We start from the raw sequence: 16,972 nt of genomic DNA, 5'->3' as shown, positions 1-16,972 counted from the left end.
TTGGCGGGTTTATGCGCTATTCGTTGGGCAACACTGCGGCACCCTCGACGGGATGCCACTGATGATCGTCCCACTGGAACCGCACGGGCCGTGCCGTCGGCCTGACTGTCGGGCTCGTCGCCTGCGCAAGCAACGCTTTCGACGCAACGAGATCAGCGTGTCCCTCGAAGCCACACGGGCAGGTGAGTGTCTCTTGATGCCGGAATGTTCGGTCCCGCTCGCCACACTTCGGACAGGTCTGGGACGTCCACGCCTCGGAGATTGTTTCTACGTCAATCCCGTACTCTTCGCAGACGGATGAGAGTCGATCAATGCACTGTCGGTGAGCCCAGAACGACCGTGCCTTGAGGTTCGCCTCCACCGACCAGTACTCACCGAGAACGCCGGTGAGATCGCCGTGATAGAGCGTCGTGACACCAGCCGCCTCTAAGCGCTCGACTAAGTCCCGAAGGAGTGCGTTCACTGCGTGGTCACGTCGCCGCGAGCGTTTGCGATAGAGCCGTTTGATTCGCTGACTCGTGTGTTGTCCGTCGGGGAGTTTCGCTTGGGCGTTGGCGATAGCGTTAGTCGTCTCTCGGAACTGCTCGAACGGATGGTGGCCACTGTAGAGATACTGCCCACCGGTTGTTGCCGTACAAGCAACGAGCACGTTTGCGCCGAGATCGAGTGCAGCGGCCTCAGAGCCATCTGAGTCGCTTCTTCTGACGTCGTCGACGGTTATGGACTGATGCACACGGTACGTTTCTTCGACTGGGTCGTACGAGATTTCAAGGCGTCCAGCGTCTCCACTCCATTTTGGATCCCCTCGAACCGGTAGCCGAAGCCGTTCGTACATTCCGAATCCGTACTCGTCCTTGAGGTCCATGCCGATGCGGATTTCCAGTCGGGACCGCCTATTCCACTGAATGGTGTACGAGTCGTTTCGAATGTAGGTTCGGAGTTCTCGACCATCGTCTTGATTCCCCCAGTAGCCCGGTGGACTCGGGTCGTATTCTGGCTTGTCGAGAAGTTCGAAGAAGGATCGCCACGCAGTATCGTTCACGCGGGCGATCTGTTGGGTTGTCGCCCCGCTCAGTACATCGACATACTCGTCGTAGTAGCCATCGCACTTCCAGACACTTTCTCCTTCGAAGAACTGCTGTCGGCGGTCGTAGGTGAGTTTGTTCCAGAGGCTTGCTGACGCATCCAGCACTCGAACAAGAATCTCTTCTGTCGGTTCAGATTGGGGGACGATATCGAACGTATTCGTTCGTTGCATTTTCATTCCTCTCTGGTGAAGGCACGACCACGTCGCGCCTCCGCCCATCACGGGCGCGAAAAAACGACACCAGAAGCGGAATCGGGTTCATATCACCGGTCGCTGTGGCCCCACATCCGCGGGACGTATCCGAGATGCTCGATGTCGTCGGCGTAGTCACGAAGGAGTCCGACGAGAACGATCTCGGGAACACCCGCTTCGGCTTGGTCGACCAACCACTGCTCCAGTTCGTCTTCGGCCTGCTCAAACCCGTCAAGGTCAACCGCCATCTTGTCGATCCCCCACTGATTGACGATACACCTGTCGCTGGTGGTGTTGTTCCATCAGAAATCACCTAGTCCTATGCAGGCGTGTTCAAGTCGCGCCTGCACCCATTGCAGGCGCTAAAAAACCCTATCGGCGTGGTCAGTAGAGGGCAGGTCAGATATCGATATGCCCGCTCGTGTCCGGCCCGATGTGCGGGTCCGTGTCCAGGGCGACTGTCGCCGAGAACGCGCGCCGCGGTGTGGCGCGCGACAGCGCAGGCGGCACCAAGCGCTGGAACGCGAAAGCCCGCAAGGGGCGCAACCGACGGGGATACCCGCTGGCGCCGAGGGCACATGCATTTTAGCCCGGAACGGGCGCGGGCGGTGCGGAGAGCGCCCGCATGCCCGGAATGGTCGGTCGCGAGCGACGCGGAGGGCGGCAGCGGCGAGCGGGGCGGGCCGTAGAGAACCACCTGTCCAACCGAACTCGACGCTCAGTGACACAGCTGACGTCTTGGTGGACTTAGAAAGGGCGAGGCCGCCTCGGTCGTCCCCCGACCCCGCAAGCACCACAGGCACGAGGAGCGCAGCGGTGGTCGCGGGATGCCGAGCGGCCGAGGGCTTTCAGAAACTGTATTTCAATCGTCGTGCTGCGCGTTCAATTCTGTAAGGAACTGGCCGGCTGCTGTCCCGATACGAACACCGTCGACGTTACGCATCTCGAGGTCATGCGTGGCAGTCCGAAAGGGGTGGTGGTCGACGAGAACGCGATGGATAACAGTTCGGACGGGGCCGGTCCCGTACCTATCGACGACAGTAGCCATCATCTCGTCGAGATGTGCGTCCCGGTGCTCCGTCCGGGGATGCTGTGCGCGCTTGAGTACGAGTTCGACCACGTCATCAACTGATGCGTGCTCGGGATTCTTCGTTCGTTCACAAACGTCGTAGAGAGCGTCGTTATCGGACATTCCAAATCACTTCGAAGGATCCTCCACGGTGTTAGGTCTCCTCGAGCAATGAGCGAGCTCGCTGCACGTAACTGTTCGCGCCCCAGCTACGGGCGTCACTGATCGCATCGAGGAGCAACCGCGCATCAGCAGCTGATAGGTGTTCAGTTCGAACGAGAACCGAGAGCAGTGTCGGTGTTGTGACGAGCCGGGTATCAGCGAGTGAGGCGTGGATCAAGCCAAGTTGGTTGAACTCGTCACAGAGGAAGAGCGCAGCATCGAGATCGTTCGCGAGCGTGACCGCCGCGTTTTCACCGTCATCGAGGGGAAACTCGGCATCGAGTTCGACCGACTGTGTCGTGAATGCATCCACCCGGTCGAGGACGGCGGACGCGGCGTGTCCATGGACGTCATCGTAGGAGGCGATCTCTTGGAGTTCATCGATGACCGCCGTTGGGATGACAACCTCGTACCGGGAGAGACAGAGTGCGAGTGGATCGGGGTCGTCGTCAGTAACGATCCCGAGACTCACGAGGGCGGAGGCGTCTGCGATAAGCCGCGACATCTACGCGTCGGCGACCTCGTCGATGAAGTCCTCGTCCAACTGCTGTTTCAACACTCGGAGGTTTGCCGCCTCCTCGGCGCCGACGAGCGCTTTGAGTTGCTCGAAGGTGATCTCATCGTCGTAATAGGCGGCAGCGATCTCCTGGGTGAGTGCGTCGTCGTGAGTAGCTTCTTGGAGGTACTCCCGAAGCGCGGTCACGAGGACGTCTGTTCGGTCTTCCCCGAGGACTGCGGCCAGTGCGTCGGCCCGGTCGATGAGGCGATCGGGGGCCCGAAACTGCACGCGCTTCTTATCGGTGCTCATGATGTGTACATTGTGAGCCAACGCACTTAGCCGTTTTCGTGTGTACGATGTGAGCCTCACTCGGCCAAGCGTCACCCGTCCACGAGATGCTCCTCGAGGTCACGCGTCCAGTACCTCGCGAGCCCACCAGGGCTACAGCGAGCACACAGTTGGACCGGCCCCTCGAGATGGCCGAGTTCGACACGGAACCGGGTTAGTGCCGCGAGGGCGTCGACGACGAGCCCACAGCCGTCGCAGGCGTGGTGGTCGCGCTCGTCGAGATCCAGCCGCTCTTGGACGGCACAGTTGACACAGATCGGGTGCGTCACCCGTTCCTCTTTCCCCCACGTATGCGCCTCGCCCATCTCTGCACCGGGCGGTGAATCGCAGAACGCACACCCAGAAAGCGTCTGTTGCATCAGTTGTCCTCCGGGTCGGCGTCGGTGGCGGCCTGCCAGCCACGATGGAACACAGCGAGCTGGGTGATCGACTCGAAGGGCTTGCTACTGGGCTCGTGGACGAGAATGCGTTGGTCAGGGATCGGCGTCACCACATCGTCCTCGACAAGGTCGCCAACGAGACGGCGGGCAGTCGCCTCATCGATGTCCGCCGTCGCGACTCGGGACGCATCCCGATCCTGTGCAACGAGTTCGTTTTCGAGTCGTTCGTAGTCGTCTGTCGTGTCGTCGATGATATCTTGACCAGGCATAGGAACTCACGCTTCTGCACGCGCTTCGAGCGCGCCCCACGCCCTCCGGCGCAGACAAACTCACTGGTGGGAGCGTGCCGACAGCCGGATGACTGACTCGATTTCTCTCTATATTAACCAACATCCTCCGAAATACATCCCGTCTGTTGGTTAATCTTTCTGTACCTCCACCGACCTCTTTCAGTGACTGTGGGCCTGCTTCACCACACCGGAGCCACTCTACCGGAAGCACCGAAGCGTTTGTATACATTGCACACGAAGTAAACAGTATGGGAACGATCTCGACACGCGTGCCCGACGAGTTGGAGGCCGAGCTCGAGGCGTATCTCGAAGACGAGAAGCTCGACCGGAGTACGGCCGTTCGGAAACTCCTCACCGAGGGGCTCGAGGAGTGGCGTCGCGAACGGTCACTCGACCAGCTTGCGGCAGGTACCGTCACGTTTAGCAAGGCGGCTGAGATGGCAGGGATGTCCGTCTGGGACTTTGCACAGCTCGCCAAAGAACGTGATATCACCTGGGTAGCGGACGATCATCTCGACGCGGATCTCGAGGCGCTGTGAATGTGGGTCTTCGACGCCACGCCGCTCATCTACCTCGCGAAGGTCGACCGTCTCGCGCTCGTCCAGCATCTTGAAGCGTCGTGTGTACTCCCGGAGCGCGTCTACGAGGAGGTCGTCGAAACTGGTCTCGAGCAGGGATATCCGGACGCCCGTCGCATCGAGCGCAGCGTCGATGCCGACAGGTTTGATATCCTGTCGGTTGAGACAACCGCACTGCTGACCCGCCTCCAGGATAATAGCAACCTCAGCGACGCCGATGTCGCTGTTCTCGCCTGCGCCGACACCCACGATGGCGTGGCCGTGATGGATGAGACGTACGGCCGTGACGTCGCAGCGGCCGAGGGAATCACAACCCGGGGGACGGCATATCTTGTACTGAAACTCGCTAGCGAGGGAACGCTCAGTGTCGACGATGCCCGAACCGTGATTGATGCGATGATCGACGAGGGCTGGTACTGCGCCCCTGACGTCTATGCGAAGATCATTCAGAAACTCGAGTCACTTGCGGACTGATGTGTCCTCGTTGCGGCACGGAGAGTACGCTCCATAGCGAGGATGCGTTCTCGTTTCGGTCTGTTAGAGTGTGATCACGAGCCCGGTCACGAGTGTCACGAGTCCGAGTGCCAGCCACGTCGTCCGCGCTGCAAGGCGCTGCCAAACCCGCCTCCCCAGCTGGCGGAGTTGATCACGGAGGGCTGCCCGCCGTTCCGTTTCGAGGACCGCGACTTCGTCGTAGTAATCGCGGCGCTCTGCGGGAAGCGTCCGGAGTGTCGTCTGGCACTCACTGCAGGTGTATTCGAACTCTGCACGGACATGCTGGCGGCGGAATTCTTGCTCGCCGCCCTCGTCGTAGCCGGTGACCTCGTACACGAGGAGTTTTGAGACGAAGCGACGGTTCCCACACTCCGGACAGTGGTCCATCCTGAGCGTTGGTGTTCCATCCTCGCTGCTCGTATCGTCTGGCCAGGATGTCTGTGGCTCTGTGTCCTCGGTCTCTCGGGGTGGGCTCGTGTGGTTTTCTGACGGCGATGCACTCGCTGTCTCGGAGTTACTAAACGTAGACATGGATTCACCTGTGACCGCGCTCAGTTGACACCAGGCTGGACACCACGGCGGCTCTCGTGTGGTGCCCATCGGGCTGAGCGCCGTCACCCTTTGGTCGGCGCGATAAACGCCACTGCGAGGGAGTCGTCTAGTCGTCCCACAGTGCTGCAATCCGTTCTTCGATCTCGTCGAGGACCAGTTGCAGGACATCACGATGATCGGTCGGCCACGAATCATCGTCACCGGGCGTGAGGGCGGTGGGCGGGGGATGGAAGTGGTCGCGCGTATTGTGGGGGTTCGGATGCCGATCCCATCGGCAGTCCCAGGTGTGCCCCGAATGTAACTCACGATAGTGGATTGTGAAGTCGTCGTTCATGTACCAGCGGACAGTCAGGGTTGCGTCGTCGACGGGCGCTGGGTAGTATGACGATGCAAAGACGACCTGAAGCTCGAGATGGCCGTTTGCATCCGTGATGGCTGCGTGGGAGACCTGCCTCGTCGCTTGGAGCCGCGTCTGAAGGAACTCGAGGATGGGACGATCGATGGGGGCAGGGCTCCCGCCATCGCCTGTCGGTGGCACCATCGAGCGGGCTACCCGGATGCCTGTTCGCGTTCGCCACCGGTGCGTTGCTGGCGGGCGCGTTCGTAGCGGTCTCGCTCCTCGCGGGCGGTCGCCCAGTCGCCGAGGTCGCTGTACACGTTGTCGATGGTCCGCTCGTCGCTGCCCTCCGCGGCGGCGACAGCATCGACAGCGGCCGGTGACGCGGCGTCGTACGCCTCTTCATACTCGGTGATGCGCGTCGTCAGCTCACGAACGCGATTCTGCAGGTCCTCGACGGAGTGGTCGGCTGCGAGCTGGTTGATGCGTCGCCACTCGAAGTACGCGTCATTGCGTTCGTACGTGGCTGGATGGCCATCGTGTCGGGTGACGATGCCGAGGTCGTCGAACCAGCCCAGATACTTCCGGACGGTCTTGGGGTCACAGTCGGCGCTGTCGGCGATCGCGCTCGCCGCCGTCGGCTCGCGAGTTTGCAGGATGGTGCCGTAGATGCGTTGTTCGACGTCGTCGCTGGCGAACGCATCCTCAAAGGGAGGTGGCCCATCGGCGGCGTCTGTCTCGGACATACTCAGAATTGCAGCGCGAACGATATAGTTCTTACTTCGCGGAATAGTTTCCTGACTGGAGTATCCTGCGGGACCCCCCGTTTTGCGGCGAGATTGAGCGTAGTTAACCAACAAACAGCGTGTTACACCGAGTTTTGTTGGTTAACAATTTTGGCTCGCGGAACCAGACCACTAGATAAGGAGTCATAAAACAGTTCACAAGGTGTTGGTTTCAGAACCGTTGGAGATGCATCTCCTGCTCAGTGAATCTGCTTATTTAGAGAGCTATTTGGTGGGGATCACTGATGGTCAGGAAATCCATTCAAACGTCTCTTTCACACTCGGGGAGTTTTATGTCCAAAGCAGGACAGAACTAGTTATGAATAGACGGCAGCTTCTCTCTGTGTCGGCACCACTTTTCGTCTTGGGGGCGGGGTGTCTCGGCCAACCGGATGACTCGACTGATGGTGGCTCCGGACAGAGTGGCTCGGGAGCGGGGGTCAACGACGCGAAGCTCAAGCTGGAGAAATACAAGGACCACGAGAAGGCAATAGACGATGGGTATCAAAATATCGACACCTGTATCGGGGGATTGGGTACCCCATTCGTAAAAGAGAATGTTCCCCAGGTTTCCTACGATATGCCAAATGTACTCTTCTATGAACGAACAGACACTGAACAGTACGAACTGAGAGGAGCTGAATGGTTCGTCCCTACGAGTGACGTCGAGGATCCGCCTGCACTCTTTGCTGGTGACGACCGACGAACCTTTCGTGGACCGATGGAGGGCCATTATTCAGACCAGCCCAGACACTATGGACTCCATGTCTGGCTATTTACCGAGAATCCGAATGGCCAGTTCGCCAACTCCAATCCAAATCTGACTTGTTCGGACTAATTGCGAAAGCATTCTGTACATTGGGCGATTGGGGAAGTCAGAAGATTGGTGTGGTACTCGTTCTATGACACCTTGGAACGCCCGAGAGAGACCTTCCCGGATGGCGGTGAAGCGGCGACACTACTCGGACCGACCACCGAAGAATCGACTTACCAGCGAGGCTGGCTCTGGATCATCACCGGTCTCGTCCCCCGTACCGGAGTCTTCCTTGTGGTATTGCGGAGTCTCCTGGTCACGGGCCGCGAGTTCGTTGGTGAGTCGCTCAATTTCTGCTTCGAGGCTCTCGATCCGCTCAGTCTTCTGTTCGAGTGCTGCCTCAAGTTCGTCGACGCGCTCGCTCAACAAGCGGTTTTTCTCCGCCAGATACGCACGACTCCGGTCTGCGTCGTCAGGCGTCCCGCCAGTTGCGACCCAGTCAGGTGTGCCGTGGGGATCTTCGGTATCGCCGCCGGCGTCCGGGTCGTAGAACTCCGACGTGGTCGCAATCGCTCGCTCGATGGTCTTCTCGCCGTACGTCGACCCGTCAGCGTAGTGGACCTCGTCCCACTTCTCCCGCATCAATCCCGACTGGCGGAACAGCTGCTCCATTTGGGTCCGGTCACCACCGGTCCAGAACGCCAGCAAACAGCACAGCGCCATGTCGGCCTCGGACTGACTGTCGTAGCCGACCGTATTCCCGTTCCAGAGCCGCTCGAACTTCTCGCCGTTCGATGCGTTTCGCGCTTTTTCGAGGAGGTCCTCGTCTTCGAGGTCGACGTCGACGTCGGCTGCGTCGGTCGTCGGTGACCGGGCGTCAGTGCCATCACGCTGTTCGGACTCGGAGGCTGTGTCACGCTCTGTGTCCTGGACGTACTCACGGTGAATCGCTGTGAGCGCGTCCTGCCGGCGTGCAACGCGCGTTGGTGTCCACTCGACGTGGTCGCCAGTGACGGTGAAAAAGCGTGCCGTGTCGTACAATTCGACGCTCCCGCGCCGGTTCCGCCCCTCGGGGAGTGCGCCAGTGATCAGGACGTGATAGCCGGTGCCGGATGGTGACACCTCCGTATAGGAGTCGAGCCGTTCGATGATGTCCAGCGCTGCGTCGTCGACGTCATCTGTCTCGGGATCAAGGCAGTCGTCCAGATCGATGCCGACGATGGAGTCGTCGTCAGTAAACACGAACCCAATACCATCGGCGTGCTCTGTCTCGCTGTAGTCGAGTGCTGCCTCGAAACTCGCCCAGGTCTCCGACTCTGTTGCTGACGCGAACCCCCCAGCCCCTGGCGTCACCGGAATCTTCGTCGGTTTGCCGTCTCGCTCCTCCTCGCGCCAGCACACCCACTGGTCGCGTTCGCGTAACGTCTCCGGAATCGCCTCCGCCTCGTCGATAATAGGTTCACTCATCCTCACGTAGGACCTCGCATGGCTCTCACTGGCTCTGAGCCAGCACAGAACGCTCTCTGCGTTACGTCTCGATCCAACCCCTTGGTCCCAACGGGGACCCCCCGTTCTATCCTAGTTGGTTGTTGGGTAGAACACCCGCCATAGCAGGTTAAAAATCGCTGGACGTGAGAGTGTTCCACCCATTTCGGCCGTTTCGTAGCTGTTCCACCCATTGAAGATTTGGGTGGAACATGCCGCAGTCGGGTGATTTCCGACCTGCGAGTTTGATTGGATGAGGTCATGATTCTGTCTGGGTGGAACAGCTCCCGAGAAATCGCGATGAAACTGGGAATTGGACCGTGTACGTCCGTTTCATGACTGAAAGTCCTCTTCAGACCGGATACGGACACCAGTGTAATGCGGGACGGGTTCCCCGCCGATTCGCTTCTTCGTGGAATCCACCTTGATGTGGGTGTTGAGCTTCCGGGTGAACCAACTCTTATTCAGCGGATCGTCGATGCCGTGTGCCTCTGCCCAGTCGTTGTAGAGACCGAATACATCATCTTTCGGCACGGCTCCATCCGCATCTTCGGCAAGATATTCGTCGACAAACGCTTCGAACGACGGTGGCGATTGGTCTTCCTCGACTGTCTCATCGGCCTGGTCGGTCTGACTGGGTGGTTCGTCAGCGGCCGCTGATTCAGGCGATGCGGGACGGAATGCCCCGTCAGTGATTGCCGAGAGTGGCCGCTTCTCACCGTCTTCATACACGACCGATTTCGCCTCATCGTGAAGGATAAGGATGCCGTACGTCGAACGTGTGTAGTCTGGGACGGGGAGGTCGGCTTCGGGGACGAATGGCTTCTTGACACGCACCCAGTCATCCTCGAACGCCGATTTCGTCTCGTAGATGTGTTGCTCACCATGCTCATAAACGACGTACTCGTCGGCAGCGTGGTCGTAGCTGTAGATGGCCGGAACACGATCTTTCGAGAGTTTTTCAAGCGATGGGAGGCGGATGTGTTCCGTCTCGCTGGCATCACGAAGGACGATCTCGTCGCCATCACGCTGCCAGATATTCTGGGTCCCGTTCTCGTCATCGGTCGCCGGGCGGACGGCAGTCACTCCACCTTCTTCGGTTGCCCCGCCGTTGAACGTGAGATTCGAGTCAGTCGTGTAGAACCGTGTCTCACCATTCTGGAGGGTACGAACGGGTGGTGTGAGAATGCCGTCAACGCGCTTGGCCCACTCAGTTTCGTCGTTTCCTGGTCGAACGACAAACAGCGGGATATCCCCTGCTTCTTGGGCTTTCCGGAGATTCGTGAGCACTTTCGCGGGATTCTCGGGTGTCGTCGTTTCGACTTCGATGGCGAATCGATCGGCAACGTCGGGGTGGCTCGCCCTCGCGTCAGGTTTTTCGCTGCCATCCTGTGCGAGGATCGAGACGGTGAAACCGAGTGCGGTGAGCTCTTCTTCGATCTGGAGGAGTGCTGCGTCGTGGGCACTCCCACCAGCGGCCTGCACGCTACCAGTATCGGGTGTCGAGACATCCTCTCCGGCTTCAGTGAGCCGGATGCGGAGCTCGTCGGCGTCGATATCGACGGTCGTATCGAGGTATCGTGATCGTTCTCGAATGTCCGCGAGTGCATCATACGATGGCGGCTCGGCGTCGACGTCGTCGAAGAGTCGTCTGAGTTCGTCGTCAACTGCTTCAACGGCCACCCAGCCGTTCTCCTCGCGGCACTCCTCTCGAAGCTGCAGACTCCGGACCACCGTCGCAATCGCGACGTCCAGGTCATCGCTCCCGATATCGAGCACCCCGTGTCCGTCGGTCGGTGTTCTCGTTGTTGAGGCGTCTGTTGCGGCCGGCACGCCGTGTTCGTCATTGATGTCCTCGTGCATCGAGGAGAGTGTCTCAGTGAACTGCCCCTCTTCACGCTCTGTGAGCGGGGATTCGCTCTCGGGGTGGCCCGGTGGAATCGGGAGTGGTTCGACACTGAACGGATACGGCCCCGTTTCACCGAACGTCGGGCTTGGCAGGCTGGCGATCCACTCCCCTCGTGGCAACGAACGAATCCGATTGGCGAAATCCGCGGGGTCCATCTCTTCGTGGGCCATCGCTCGCGCCAGTTCCCGGTCGACGTTGATTTTCCCGATGAGTGAACTGCCGATGTTGTTCAGAGCATTCAGGTAGATCTTCCGCCCACCTTCAGCCTCCATCTGTTCGGGGAACTGCATCGACAGGCCAACAGAGAGCCGGAATCCCCGGCCTTTCTCGAGGAGATCATTCATGATGTCGGAGACCACGACCGACGCTGCCTCGTCGACGAGCAAGTTCACGACGTAGTCGTCCGAGTGCTGGGAGAGGGCCTGTTTGCGGTCCTTGAGAGCTGCATCGAGATTGGTCAGGATCACACCGGTCATGATCCGGGCAGCGTCGTCGCGGAGGTCTCCGAGGTCGAAGAGGATGACCGTATCCTCGTCGAGGACATCCCGAAAGTCGAACTGGTTCTCGGTATTGTTGAAGATCTGCCGTAGGTGTGTATCCTGTGAAATGTACGCAAGGCGGTTTCCGACACCACCCATCACGTTCGCGAAGGTGTTTGGATCTAACTGGAGCTGCCGTCGAATCGTCCGGGTGACTTCCTCGTCGCTCGATCGTGGGGCGTCGCCGATGTTCTCGTTCGGTGGCCCGGCCTCCCAGAGCTGGTCGAGGACGTGTTCGAGCTGTCGGTGGGCGAAGTAGTCCGTCGACGCTCGGTAGAGCCCGTTCTCACGGCCGTATTCCTCGTCGAACAGTGCCTTGATGAGCGTCTTGATGAGGGTCGGAGCCACAGTCGCCCGCTCGTAGCGGTCGGTTCCCATCACGAGCTTCAAAATCTCTTCGTAGTGGTCGGCCTTCCGTTGGACGGCGTCTTCGCGGCGCCGTCCGCTCTCCATCGACGGTTCGAGATCGAAAAACGAGAACCCGGGGAGGACGTCCGGAATCGGGAAGTGGACGACGTTTTTTTCGAGGTCGGCCATTCCGAACCGACGCGCGTGAGCTCGCATATAATTCTGGGCCATATCGTCGTTCTTTGGGATGATGAGGATCGTCGGCCCCTCGGTGTTGTCGTACAGCGACAGCATATCGTTGATGAGGGCTTTCGATTTCCCAGAGCCGGTTGTTCCGAACCGGCCGTAATGAGTGGGCAACAGTCCGGGTGGAATGTGTGTCGGCACGTCTTCGGCCTCGCCGGTGTCGTCGAGGGCATATCCGATTGCCATCCCGTCTCGGAATTCACGCATGAGGTCCTGGTGCGGACGGGGCAGCGGATTCCGACTCTGCTGTTCCGCACGCGTCCCACGTGTCCCCTCGACAGTAAGCTGTTCTGAGGAGGGGACGAGGACGAAGTGCGCGAGTTCTCGACCACTCAGGACAAACTCCGGTCGGGTCGTCCCACGACCGGTCGTGATCTCACGATCCAAGAGCCGCTGCAGCGCCGCTCGTGCGTTCCGTTCTTTCGTGGCTGCCCGGAAGCCACTGTCACGTATTCGTTCGGCTGTAACCTCATAGTACGGCCCGTCAAGCGGGTCGAATACCGGGACCAGTGATTGCATCCGCTCATCGAGATCATCGCGACCGTCACTATCAGATGGAATCCCGACTGCGCGGATGTTCGCGGTGAACGACCGCTTCGGATTTGTCGCCTCGATTGCTGCGACACGTTTTGCAACCGCGTCGCTCAGCTGGTTTCTGTCCCGACTCTCCGACCGATCGTCGAGTTCGAAAAGGGAGCCAATAATCTCCTGGGCGAGTGTGTCCCGTCCGTCGATGACATCTTCTTTGCGAAGGTCGGCATCGGACTGCCAGCTCTCGCGTCGTTGGAAGACGACTTGGAACGCTACTGGTGCTGTCGCCTCCATCAGGTGGTCGACGAGCGACGCGAGCGCACCCCCTGGCTGATCGACCGCGGGGAGTTCTGCTTCGTCGTCGGCAGTAAATGGCGAGAGTGAGGTCATCCAGTCCTGCTTCCGAGTCGCCGACCCCTGCCACCGCACGCCGAGTGGGGAGACAGATTCGGTCGCTGGCCGGGCGAGTATCCTCCCCTCCGATGTTACCGTTGGTTTGGCAAGCGTCGTGAGTGGCTCATCCTCGGGAATCGCATCTGGTGGGGCGAGTTCGAGGGCAGTATCACCAATCTCGATGAAGTGGTCGGGAGACTGGTCGCCGACCGTTCCTCCATCCGCGACTGATTCGGCGTCTGCTGGCCCCGCTTGTTTGTTGTCGTCAGTGCCACGTTCGTATTGCTCGTCAGGGCCGAACTCATACCTGAGCCCGCCCGAGTTATACTGCTCGACGAATGTCTCTCGGTCGAATTCGACAGGCTGCACGAGTCGGGATGCGACGTCGACCTCGGTACGCTCGATGTCGAACGTCTCGGGATAGACCGACTGGAGCCGCTTCTCAAGGGTATCCAGATGGTCATCGGCACCGTAGTAGAATTCGACGGGGTCATCTTTCCCCTCGCTCAGCGCGAGGAATTCGAAGCGTAGCGGTGTGTCGCTATGTAGCGGATTGAGTTTGTCAGCTAGCCCTGTCGAGTCCGTTGAGGTCAGTTTGTGGAGGCTCTCCAGTGCCTGCGGCAGACGCTCCGGATTGAGCCGTTCGGAGGTTGGCGTCACGCGAAGGTACTCACGCATCGTCGTCACCTCCCGTTTCACCGCCATCAGTCTCTGTTGGCGTCCGCTCAGGTGTGTGTTGTCCGTTGTCGGTCGCTCGGCTTTCAATATCGTCTTGGAACGCCTGCACCTCCGCGTCCACAGCATTCTCACCAGTCCCGGGGAGTGAGTCTCGCCGTTGCTCGGTTGGCTCGAAGTCGATGACCTGCTTCTCCTTGGGCATCGCTTTGACCTGGATCCCACGCCACTCGCCGTCGACGCCAACCAGTGCTTCGGAGAAGCCGGCGTCCTCGTTGCCCGGCACGGCATCCTGGACGAACCGCATCTGTGCGTAGTTCAGACCGAACTCGTCGGCCCACTCCTTGTCCATCCCATCGAGGCGGTGGAACTGCTTGACGGCACACTGGTCCAAGATCGCCTCGGATTCGGCGTGCTCGAAGAACTCGTCGACGGTCTGCGTGACCAGCCGAATCGAGAGGTCGTGGTGGCGATGGTGCCGGAACACCGTCTCGAGGAATGCTAGACTCGCGGCGTCCTGCATGATGTAGCGCGCTTCGTCGATGTAGAACACGACCTCCTTCTCCGAGACCTTCGCCCGTTCGTACACCAGCGAGATGAGTAGCTGCATCGTCAGTGCCGTGCTGCTGTCGACGCTGCCCTCCTGCTGGGCGAGGTCGAGGTAGATGACCTTCTCGTCCCGGATGTCGAAATCCGATTCTTGGCCGAGGTTGGCGTGGCGACCGTCGTCCCCGAAGGGGCGCAGCTGATCGAGGAGCCACGTCGCGTCCTCTTTGATCTTCCCTGCCTCTTCGTCGGATCGAACGACGAACTCCTCAGGGTCGTCGACCATGTCCTCGAAGACGTCCATCATATCACGGATGGTCGGACTCGGATTGCTGTGCGTCGAGATGTCGTCGGTGATGCCGTTGCGCTGGTAGGCACGTTTGAGGGCGAGTTCGAGCGTGGTGCGCCGGTCTCCCAGTGAGATACCGCGGAGGGCGAAGAAGTTCGTGAGGAAGCTCATCGCGTCGTCGAGCTTCTCGTTGAACGGGCTCGCGTCCTCGCCCATCGCCCGCTGGACGTGTTCGGGCGTCTCGCGGATCTCCAAGGGGTTCAGCCCGAGCGTCCCGCCGACGGTGATTCGCTTGGCGTCGAGCGCCTCTGAGACCCCCGCCCAGTTGTTCAACGGCTCGAGGATGATGCCGATACGGTCCTTGCTCTGCTCGATGGAGCGGATGAAGTTCTGCTTGGAACTGAACGACTTCCCCGAGCCGGTATCGCCCACGGTGAACATTGCGTACCCGTTGTCCCGCGCGAACGGGTCGATGACCACGGGGCTTTGATTGTCTTTGTGAATCCCGAACTCGACGCCGCCCTCCTCGAGAATCGTCGCGTTATGCGGTGAGGAGAGTAACGCGCCGACGGCGCCGCCGAGCGCGATCGACGTCCGCCCGAACTCGTTGTCACCGATGGGCGCGGCGGACTGGAGAGCGAGATCCTGCCGGCAAATTGCGGTCTTCGGCGTGAGGTTCGCTGGGTCGTCGCGGAGCGCGCTCTTGACCGTCTGGACGGCATCTCTGAGCTCGTCTTTCTCGTCGGCCCGCACGGTGATGAACATCCCCTGGTCGAAGACGTTCGCGCCGTTCTCGACGGCCTTGTACGTCGCTGCGGCCTCGTTGGCGCGCTCTTGGAGATAGGCGCTCCGGATACTCTGTTCGAGGTCAGCATCGACCTGGAGGTCGTCCGCGATGTCTTGCAGTTCGTTCCGGGCCCGCTCCTGATTTTTCGGCGTGATGTGGGCCGTCAGATCGAACTGGACGTCGGTCATCTCGAAGAGGTCACTCAGATATCCGTCGTTGGGATAGTCGGCATAGTTAGCGATGTACAGTGTCGTCGTCCACTGCTCGCCGACCCGTGCGGCTCGCGTTTCCCACTCGACAGCCCCGGGCGCGGTAACGGTCTTGTGCGACTCCGAGATGTCGTCGAGGAGCTTGCGTTCGGCCTCGCCTTCTTCGAGTGTCTCCTCGTCGAGGACATCGGTGAAGTCCACGTCTGGTTCATCATCCGCAGTGAAGCGGTCCCAGAGGTACTTACTGCCGACGCCAAGGCCGAGACCCACTGCAAGGGCAAGTACTGCACTCTCTGCTGGTGTCAGGTTCTGGAGCCACCCGGCGACGGAGCCAAGCGCGCCACCACCAGTCTGGAGGATCACGTTACGCATCGTGTGGGTCCTCCCGGCGCGAGTGGCCGATGATCGATTGGTCGCGAACGACACGTTCTGCCTCGTCGTAGTCGTGTTCGCGGCCGTTCCAAAAGTCCATATTCAGGACGAACAGCTCGACCGTGCTGAGGCGGCGTGCGGACCACCCCGACGCCTGCTGGATGAACTCGGATCGCACGTCGTTCACCCGACTGTCGAGCTTCTCGAACATCTGCGCACGACGTTCGACGTCAGTAAGGTCCTCGCGGCGGGTGACGAACGGGTTGAACAGGAAGCCGATGACCGGGAACTGGGTCAGCTTCTCTGCGGGGGTGCCCTCGTCGCGGAAGCGGTCGTAGACCTCTATCGGGCTAACTTCAACGCCGATATAGTACCGGACCTGCTGGATGCCCCGGTCACGCATCTCCTTCGGCCGTGTCTCCCGGTACTCTTCGAGGAGTTCCCGGAAAATCGGGTTCTCCGTAACGTCTTCGTCAGTGAGGCGCTCCTCGATGGTCTCGGTGATCTGCTCGACCGGGAAGGAACGGGTTGTGGCGTGGAGTTTGAGCTTCGAGTCTAGCTCTTTGTTAGCGAACTCTTCGCCAGCGTCCTGGAGCTGTGCCCAGTCGTCGGACATCGCGAAGTCCATGTTGGCCGGATCGATCTCGATGAATGCCTCCATCGAGCCGTCTTCACGCTGGATAGCACCAGCGCCCGGCCACGCTCGCTTGATGTTGGTGAGATCCTGCGTTCGCTCGTCGGGCTTGAACGGCGTGTAGTTCGCGAGTCCGCCCTCGTTGCGCTCTGACTCGTTGGTACTCGTGTCGGCTTCGGCGGGCGCACTGAACGTGACCTGAGGCCGTTTGAGGTACCGATAGACGTCTTTGGTCCACGTCCAGGCGTTCAGGTGGGTTGGTGAGACGTAGATGACGGCGACGCCAAAGCCAAGCCCACCAGCAACGAACGGGAGGGCCAGTGATTCGATCCCGGTGAGGCCCGCGATAAACAGCCCAATAATGGGGAAGGCGATGAGCATGCCGACGTCCCCTTCCTCGATATTGAGATACGGGATGCGACTCTCCTCGCCGAACTGATCCATGATGCGCCGTGCAGCCGCGTCTTGATCTGCTGACATT

The 16,972-nt window shown here is 60.1% G+C and carries 17 protein-coding genes; 3 read left to right on the top strand and 14 right to left on the bottom strand.

From position 1 onward, the window contains the following. Nucleotides 1-16 precede the first annotated feature (16 nt). The 7 genes from NL126_RS21680 to NL126_RS21650 all read right to left on the bottom strand — a co-directional run bounded on the left by NL126_RS21680 (nucleotide 17) and on the right by NL126_RS21650 (nucleotide 4,006). Nucleotides 17-1,258, bottom strand: a complete 1,242-nt coding sequence (locus NL126_RS21680) for an RNA-guided endonuclease InsQ/TnpB family protein (RefSeq protein WP_220619923.1) — start codon at nucleotides 1,256-1,258, stop codon at nucleotides 17-19. Nucleotides 1,259-1,350: 92 nt separating this feature from the next. Continuing rightward, on the bottom strand, nucleotides 1,351-1,527 hold the full coding sequence (locus NL126_RS21675; RefSeq protein ID WP_220619787.1) for a hypothetical protein: 177 nt from the start codon (nucleotides 1,525-1,527) through the stop codon (nucleotides 1,351-1,353). Nucleotides 1,528-2,141: 614 nt separating this feature from the next. Then, nucleotides 2,142-2,471 carry a DUF8158 family protein gene (locus NL126_RS21670; protein WP_255198927.1) on the bottom strand — a complete coding sequence of 110 codons (330 nt, stop codon included), beginning with the start codon at nucleotides 2,469-2,471 and terminating at the stop codon, nucleotides 2,142-2,144. Between the two features lie 31 nt (nucleotides 2,472-2,502). Then, nucleotides 2,503-3,015, bottom strand: coding sequence for a PIN domain-containing protein (locus tag NL126_RS21665; RefSeq protein WP_220619789.1), 513 nt, complete (start codon nucleotides 3,013-3,015; stop codon nucleotides 2,503-2,505). Next, on the bottom strand, nucleotides 3,016-3,318 hold the full coding sequence (locus tag NL126_RS21660; RefSeq protein WP_119712826.1) for a hypothetical protein: 303 nt from the start codon (nucleotides 3,316-3,318) through the stop codon (nucleotides 3,016-3,018). Between the two features lie 71 nt (nucleotides 3,319-3,389). Beyond that, the gene (locus tag NL126_RS21655; RefSeq protein WP_255198926.1) at nucleotides 3,390-3,716 is read right to left on the bottom strand and encodes a DUF7558 family protein; all 327 of its coding nucleotides are present in this window, start codon (nucleotides 3,714-3,716) and stop codon (nucleotides 3,390-3,392) included. Continuing rightward, nucleotides 3,716-4,006, bottom strand: a complete 291-nt coding sequence (locus NL126_RS21650; RefSeq protein WP_119712824.1) for a DUF8069 family protein — start codon at nucleotides 4,004-4,006, stop codon at nucleotides 3,716-3,718. The genes NL126_RS21655 and NL126_RS21650 overlap by 1 nt, the downstream gene beginning before the upstream one ends. A 269-nt stretch (nucleotides 4,007-4,275) precedes the next feature. Between NL126_RS21650 and NL126_RS21645 the strand changes: the two genes are divergently transcribed. Together NL126_RS21645 and NL126_RS21640 are read left to right on the top strand one after the other, a co-directional pair. Beyond that, nucleotides 4,276-4,566 carry a UPF0175 family protein gene (locus NL126_RS21645; protein ID WP_255198925.1) on the top strand — a complete coding sequence of 97 codons (291 nt, stop codon included), beginning with the start codon at nucleotides 4,276-4,278 and terminating at the stop codon, nucleotides 4,564-4,566. Then, the gene (locus NL126_RS21640) at nucleotides 4,567-5,079 is read left to right on the top strand and encodes a PIN domain-containing protein (RefSeq protein WP_255198924.1); all 513 of its coding nucleotides are present in this window, start codon (nucleotides 4,567-4,569) and stop codon (nucleotides 5,077-5,079) included. 63 nt (nucleotides 5,080-5,142) lie between these two features. Here the strand turns inward: NL126_RS21640 and NL126_RS21635 are convergent, their stop codons facing one another. The 3 genes from NL126_RS21635 to NL126_RS21625 form a co-directional block, all read right to left on the bottom strand. Next, nucleotides 5,143-5,631 carry a hypothetical protein gene (locus NL126_RS21635; RefSeq protein WP_221886772.1) on the bottom strand — a complete coding sequence of 163 codons (489 nt, stop codon included), beginning with the start codon at nucleotides 5,629-5,631 and terminating at the stop codon, nucleotides 5,143-5,145. 127 nt (nucleotides 5,632-5,758) lie between these two features. Then, the gene (locus NL126_RS21630; RefSeq protein ID WP_142980903.1) at nucleotides 5,759-6,193 is read right to left on the bottom strand and encodes a toxin-antitoxin system TumE family protein; all 435 of its coding nucleotides are present in this window, start codon (nucleotides 6,191-6,193) and stop codon (nucleotides 5,759-5,761) included. A gap of 8 nt (nucleotides 6,194-6,201) precedes the next feature. Next, nucleotides 6,202-6,735 carry a DUF7342 family protein gene (locus NL126_RS21625; RefSeq protein WP_255198923.1) on the bottom strand — a complete coding sequence of 178 codons (534 nt, stop codon included), beginning with the start codon at nucleotides 6,733-6,735 and terminating at the stop codon, nucleotides 6,202-6,204. A 358-nt stretch (nucleotides 6,736-7,093) separates the two neighbouring features. On the opposite strand from NL126_RS21625, the gene NL126_RS21620 reads away from it, so the two are divergent. Beyond that, nucleotides 7,094-7,612 carry a hypothetical protein gene (locus NL126_RS21620; protein WP_255198922.1) on the top strand — a complete coding sequence of 173 codons (519 nt, stop codon included), beginning with the start codon at nucleotides 7,094-7,096 and terminating at the stop codon, nucleotides 7,610-7,612. A gap of 120 nt (nucleotides 7,613-7,732) precedes the next feature. Here the strand turns inward: NL126_RS21620 and NL126_RS21615 are convergent, their stop codons facing one another. From NL126_RS21615 to NL126_RS21600, 4 genes are all read right to left on the bottom strand, one after another. Further along, nucleotides 7,733-8,995 (bottom strand): phage NrS-1 polymerase family protein, encoded by a 1,263-nt coding sequence (locus NL126_RS21615; RefSeq protein WP_255198921.1) that lies wholly within the window; start codon nucleotides 8,993-8,995, stop codon nucleotides 7,733-7,735. A 351-nt stretch (nucleotides 8,996-9,346) separates the two neighbouring features. Next, entirely contained in the window at nucleotides 9,347-13,684 is a 4,338-nt protein-coding gene (locus NL126_RS21610; protein ID WP_255198920.1) for a primase-like DNA-binding domain-containing protein, read from the bottom strand. Beyond that, nucleotides 13,650-15,857 (bottom strand): VirB4 family type IV secretion system protein, encoded by a 2,208-nt coding sequence (locus NL126_RS21605; protein WP_255198919.1) that lies wholly within the window; start codon nucleotides 15,855-15,857, stop codon nucleotides 13,650-13,652. The genes NL126_RS21610 and NL126_RS21605 overlap by 35 nt, the downstream gene beginning before the upstream one ends. Next, nucleotides 15,850-16,971 (bottom strand): TraC-like domain-containing protein, encoded by a 1,122-nt coding sequence (locus NL126_RS21600; protein ID WP_142980651.1) that lies wholly within the window; start codon nucleotides 16,969-16,971, stop codon nucleotides 15,850-15,852. The genes NL126_RS21605 and NL126_RS21600 overlap by 8 nt, the downstream gene beginning before the upstream one ends. Between the last annotated feature and the right edge of the window lies 1 nt (nucleotide 16,972).

It is taken from the genome of Halorarius litoreus (genome assembly GCF_024362405.1).
Lineage (GTDB): Archaea > Halobacteriota > Halobacteria > Halobacteriales > Haloarculaceae > Halorarius > Halorarius litoreus.
Note: the sequence above shows the minus strand (reverse complement) of the source record. Positions and strands in the feature narration are given on the sequence as shown.

What these genes read in the sequence shown, in the direction of transcription:
- NL126_RS21680 (WP_220619923.1), bottom strand. Translation starts at nt 1,258, where the DNA reads ATGCAACGAACGAATACGTTCGATATCGTCCCCCAATCTGAACCGACA.
- NL126_RS21675 (WP_220619787.1), bottom strand. Translation starts at nt 1,527, where the DNA reads ATGGCGGTTGACCTTGACGGGTTTGAGCAGGCCGAAGACGAACTGGAG.
- NL126_RS21670 (WP_255198927.1), bottom strand. Translation starts at nt 2,471, where the DNA reads ATGTCCGATAACGACGCTCTCTACGACGTTTGTGAACGAACGAAGAAT.
- NL126_RS21665 (WP_220619789.1), bottom strand. Translation starts at nt 3,015, where the DNA reads ATGTCGCGGCTTATCGCAGACGCCTCCGCCCTCGTGAGTCTCGGGATC.
- NL126_RS21660 (WP_119712826.1), bottom strand. Translation starts at nt 3,318, where the DNA reads ATGAGCACCGATAAGAAGCGCGTGCAGTTTCGGGCCCCCGATCGCCTC.
- NL126_RS21655 (WP_255198926.1), bottom strand. Translation starts at nt 3,716, where the DNA reads ATGCAACAGACGCTTTCTGGGTGTGCGTTCTGCGATTCACCGCCCGGT.
- NL126_RS21650 (WP_119712824.1), bottom strand. Translation starts at nt 4,006, where the DNA reads ATGCCTGGTCAAGATATCATCGACGACACGACAGACGACTACGAACGA.
- NL126_RS21645 (WP_255198925.1), top strand. Translation starts at nt 4,276, where the DNA reads ATGGGAACGATCTCGACACGCGTGCCCGACGAGTTGGAGGCCGAGCTC.
- NL126_RS21640 (WP_255198924.1), top strand. Translation starts at nt 4,567, where the DNA reads ATGTGGGTCTTCGACGCCACGCCGCTCATCTACCTCGCGAAGGTCGAC.
- NL126_RS21635 (WP_221886772.1), bottom strand. Translation starts at nt 5,631, where the DNA reads ATGTCTACGTTTAGTAACTCCGAGACAGCGAGTGCATCGCCGTCAGAA.
- NL126_RS21630 (WP_142980903.1), bottom strand. Translation starts at nt 6,193, where the DNA reads ATGGTGCCACCGACAGGCGATGGCGGGAGCCCTGCCCCCATCGATCGT.
- NL126_RS21625 (WP_255198923.1), bottom strand. Translation starts at nt 6,735, where the DNA reads ATGTCCGAGACAGACGCCGCCGATGGGCCACCTCCCTTTGAGGATGCG.
- NL126_RS21620 (WP_255198922.1), top strand. Translation starts at nt 7,094, where the DNA reads ATGAATAGACGGCAGCTTCTCTCTGTGTCGGCACCACTTTTCGTCTTG.
- NL126_RS21615 (WP_255198921.1), bottom strand. Translation starts at nt 8,995, where the DNA reads ATGAGTGAACCTATTATCGACGAGGCGGAGGCGATTCCGGAGACGTTA.
- NL126_RS21610 (WP_255198920.1), bottom strand. Translation starts at nt 13,684, where the DNA reads ATGGCGGTGAAACGGGAGGTGACGACGATGCGTGAGTACCTTCGCGTG.
- NL126_RS21605 (WP_255198919.1), bottom strand. Translation starts at nt 15,857, where the DNA reads ATGCGTAACGTGATCCTCCAGACTGGTGGTGGCGCGCTTGGCTCCGTC.
- NL126_RS21600 (WP_142980651.1), bottom strand. Translation starts at nt 16,971, where the DNA reads ATGTCAGCAGATCAAGACGCGGCTGCACGGCGCATCATGGATCAGTTC.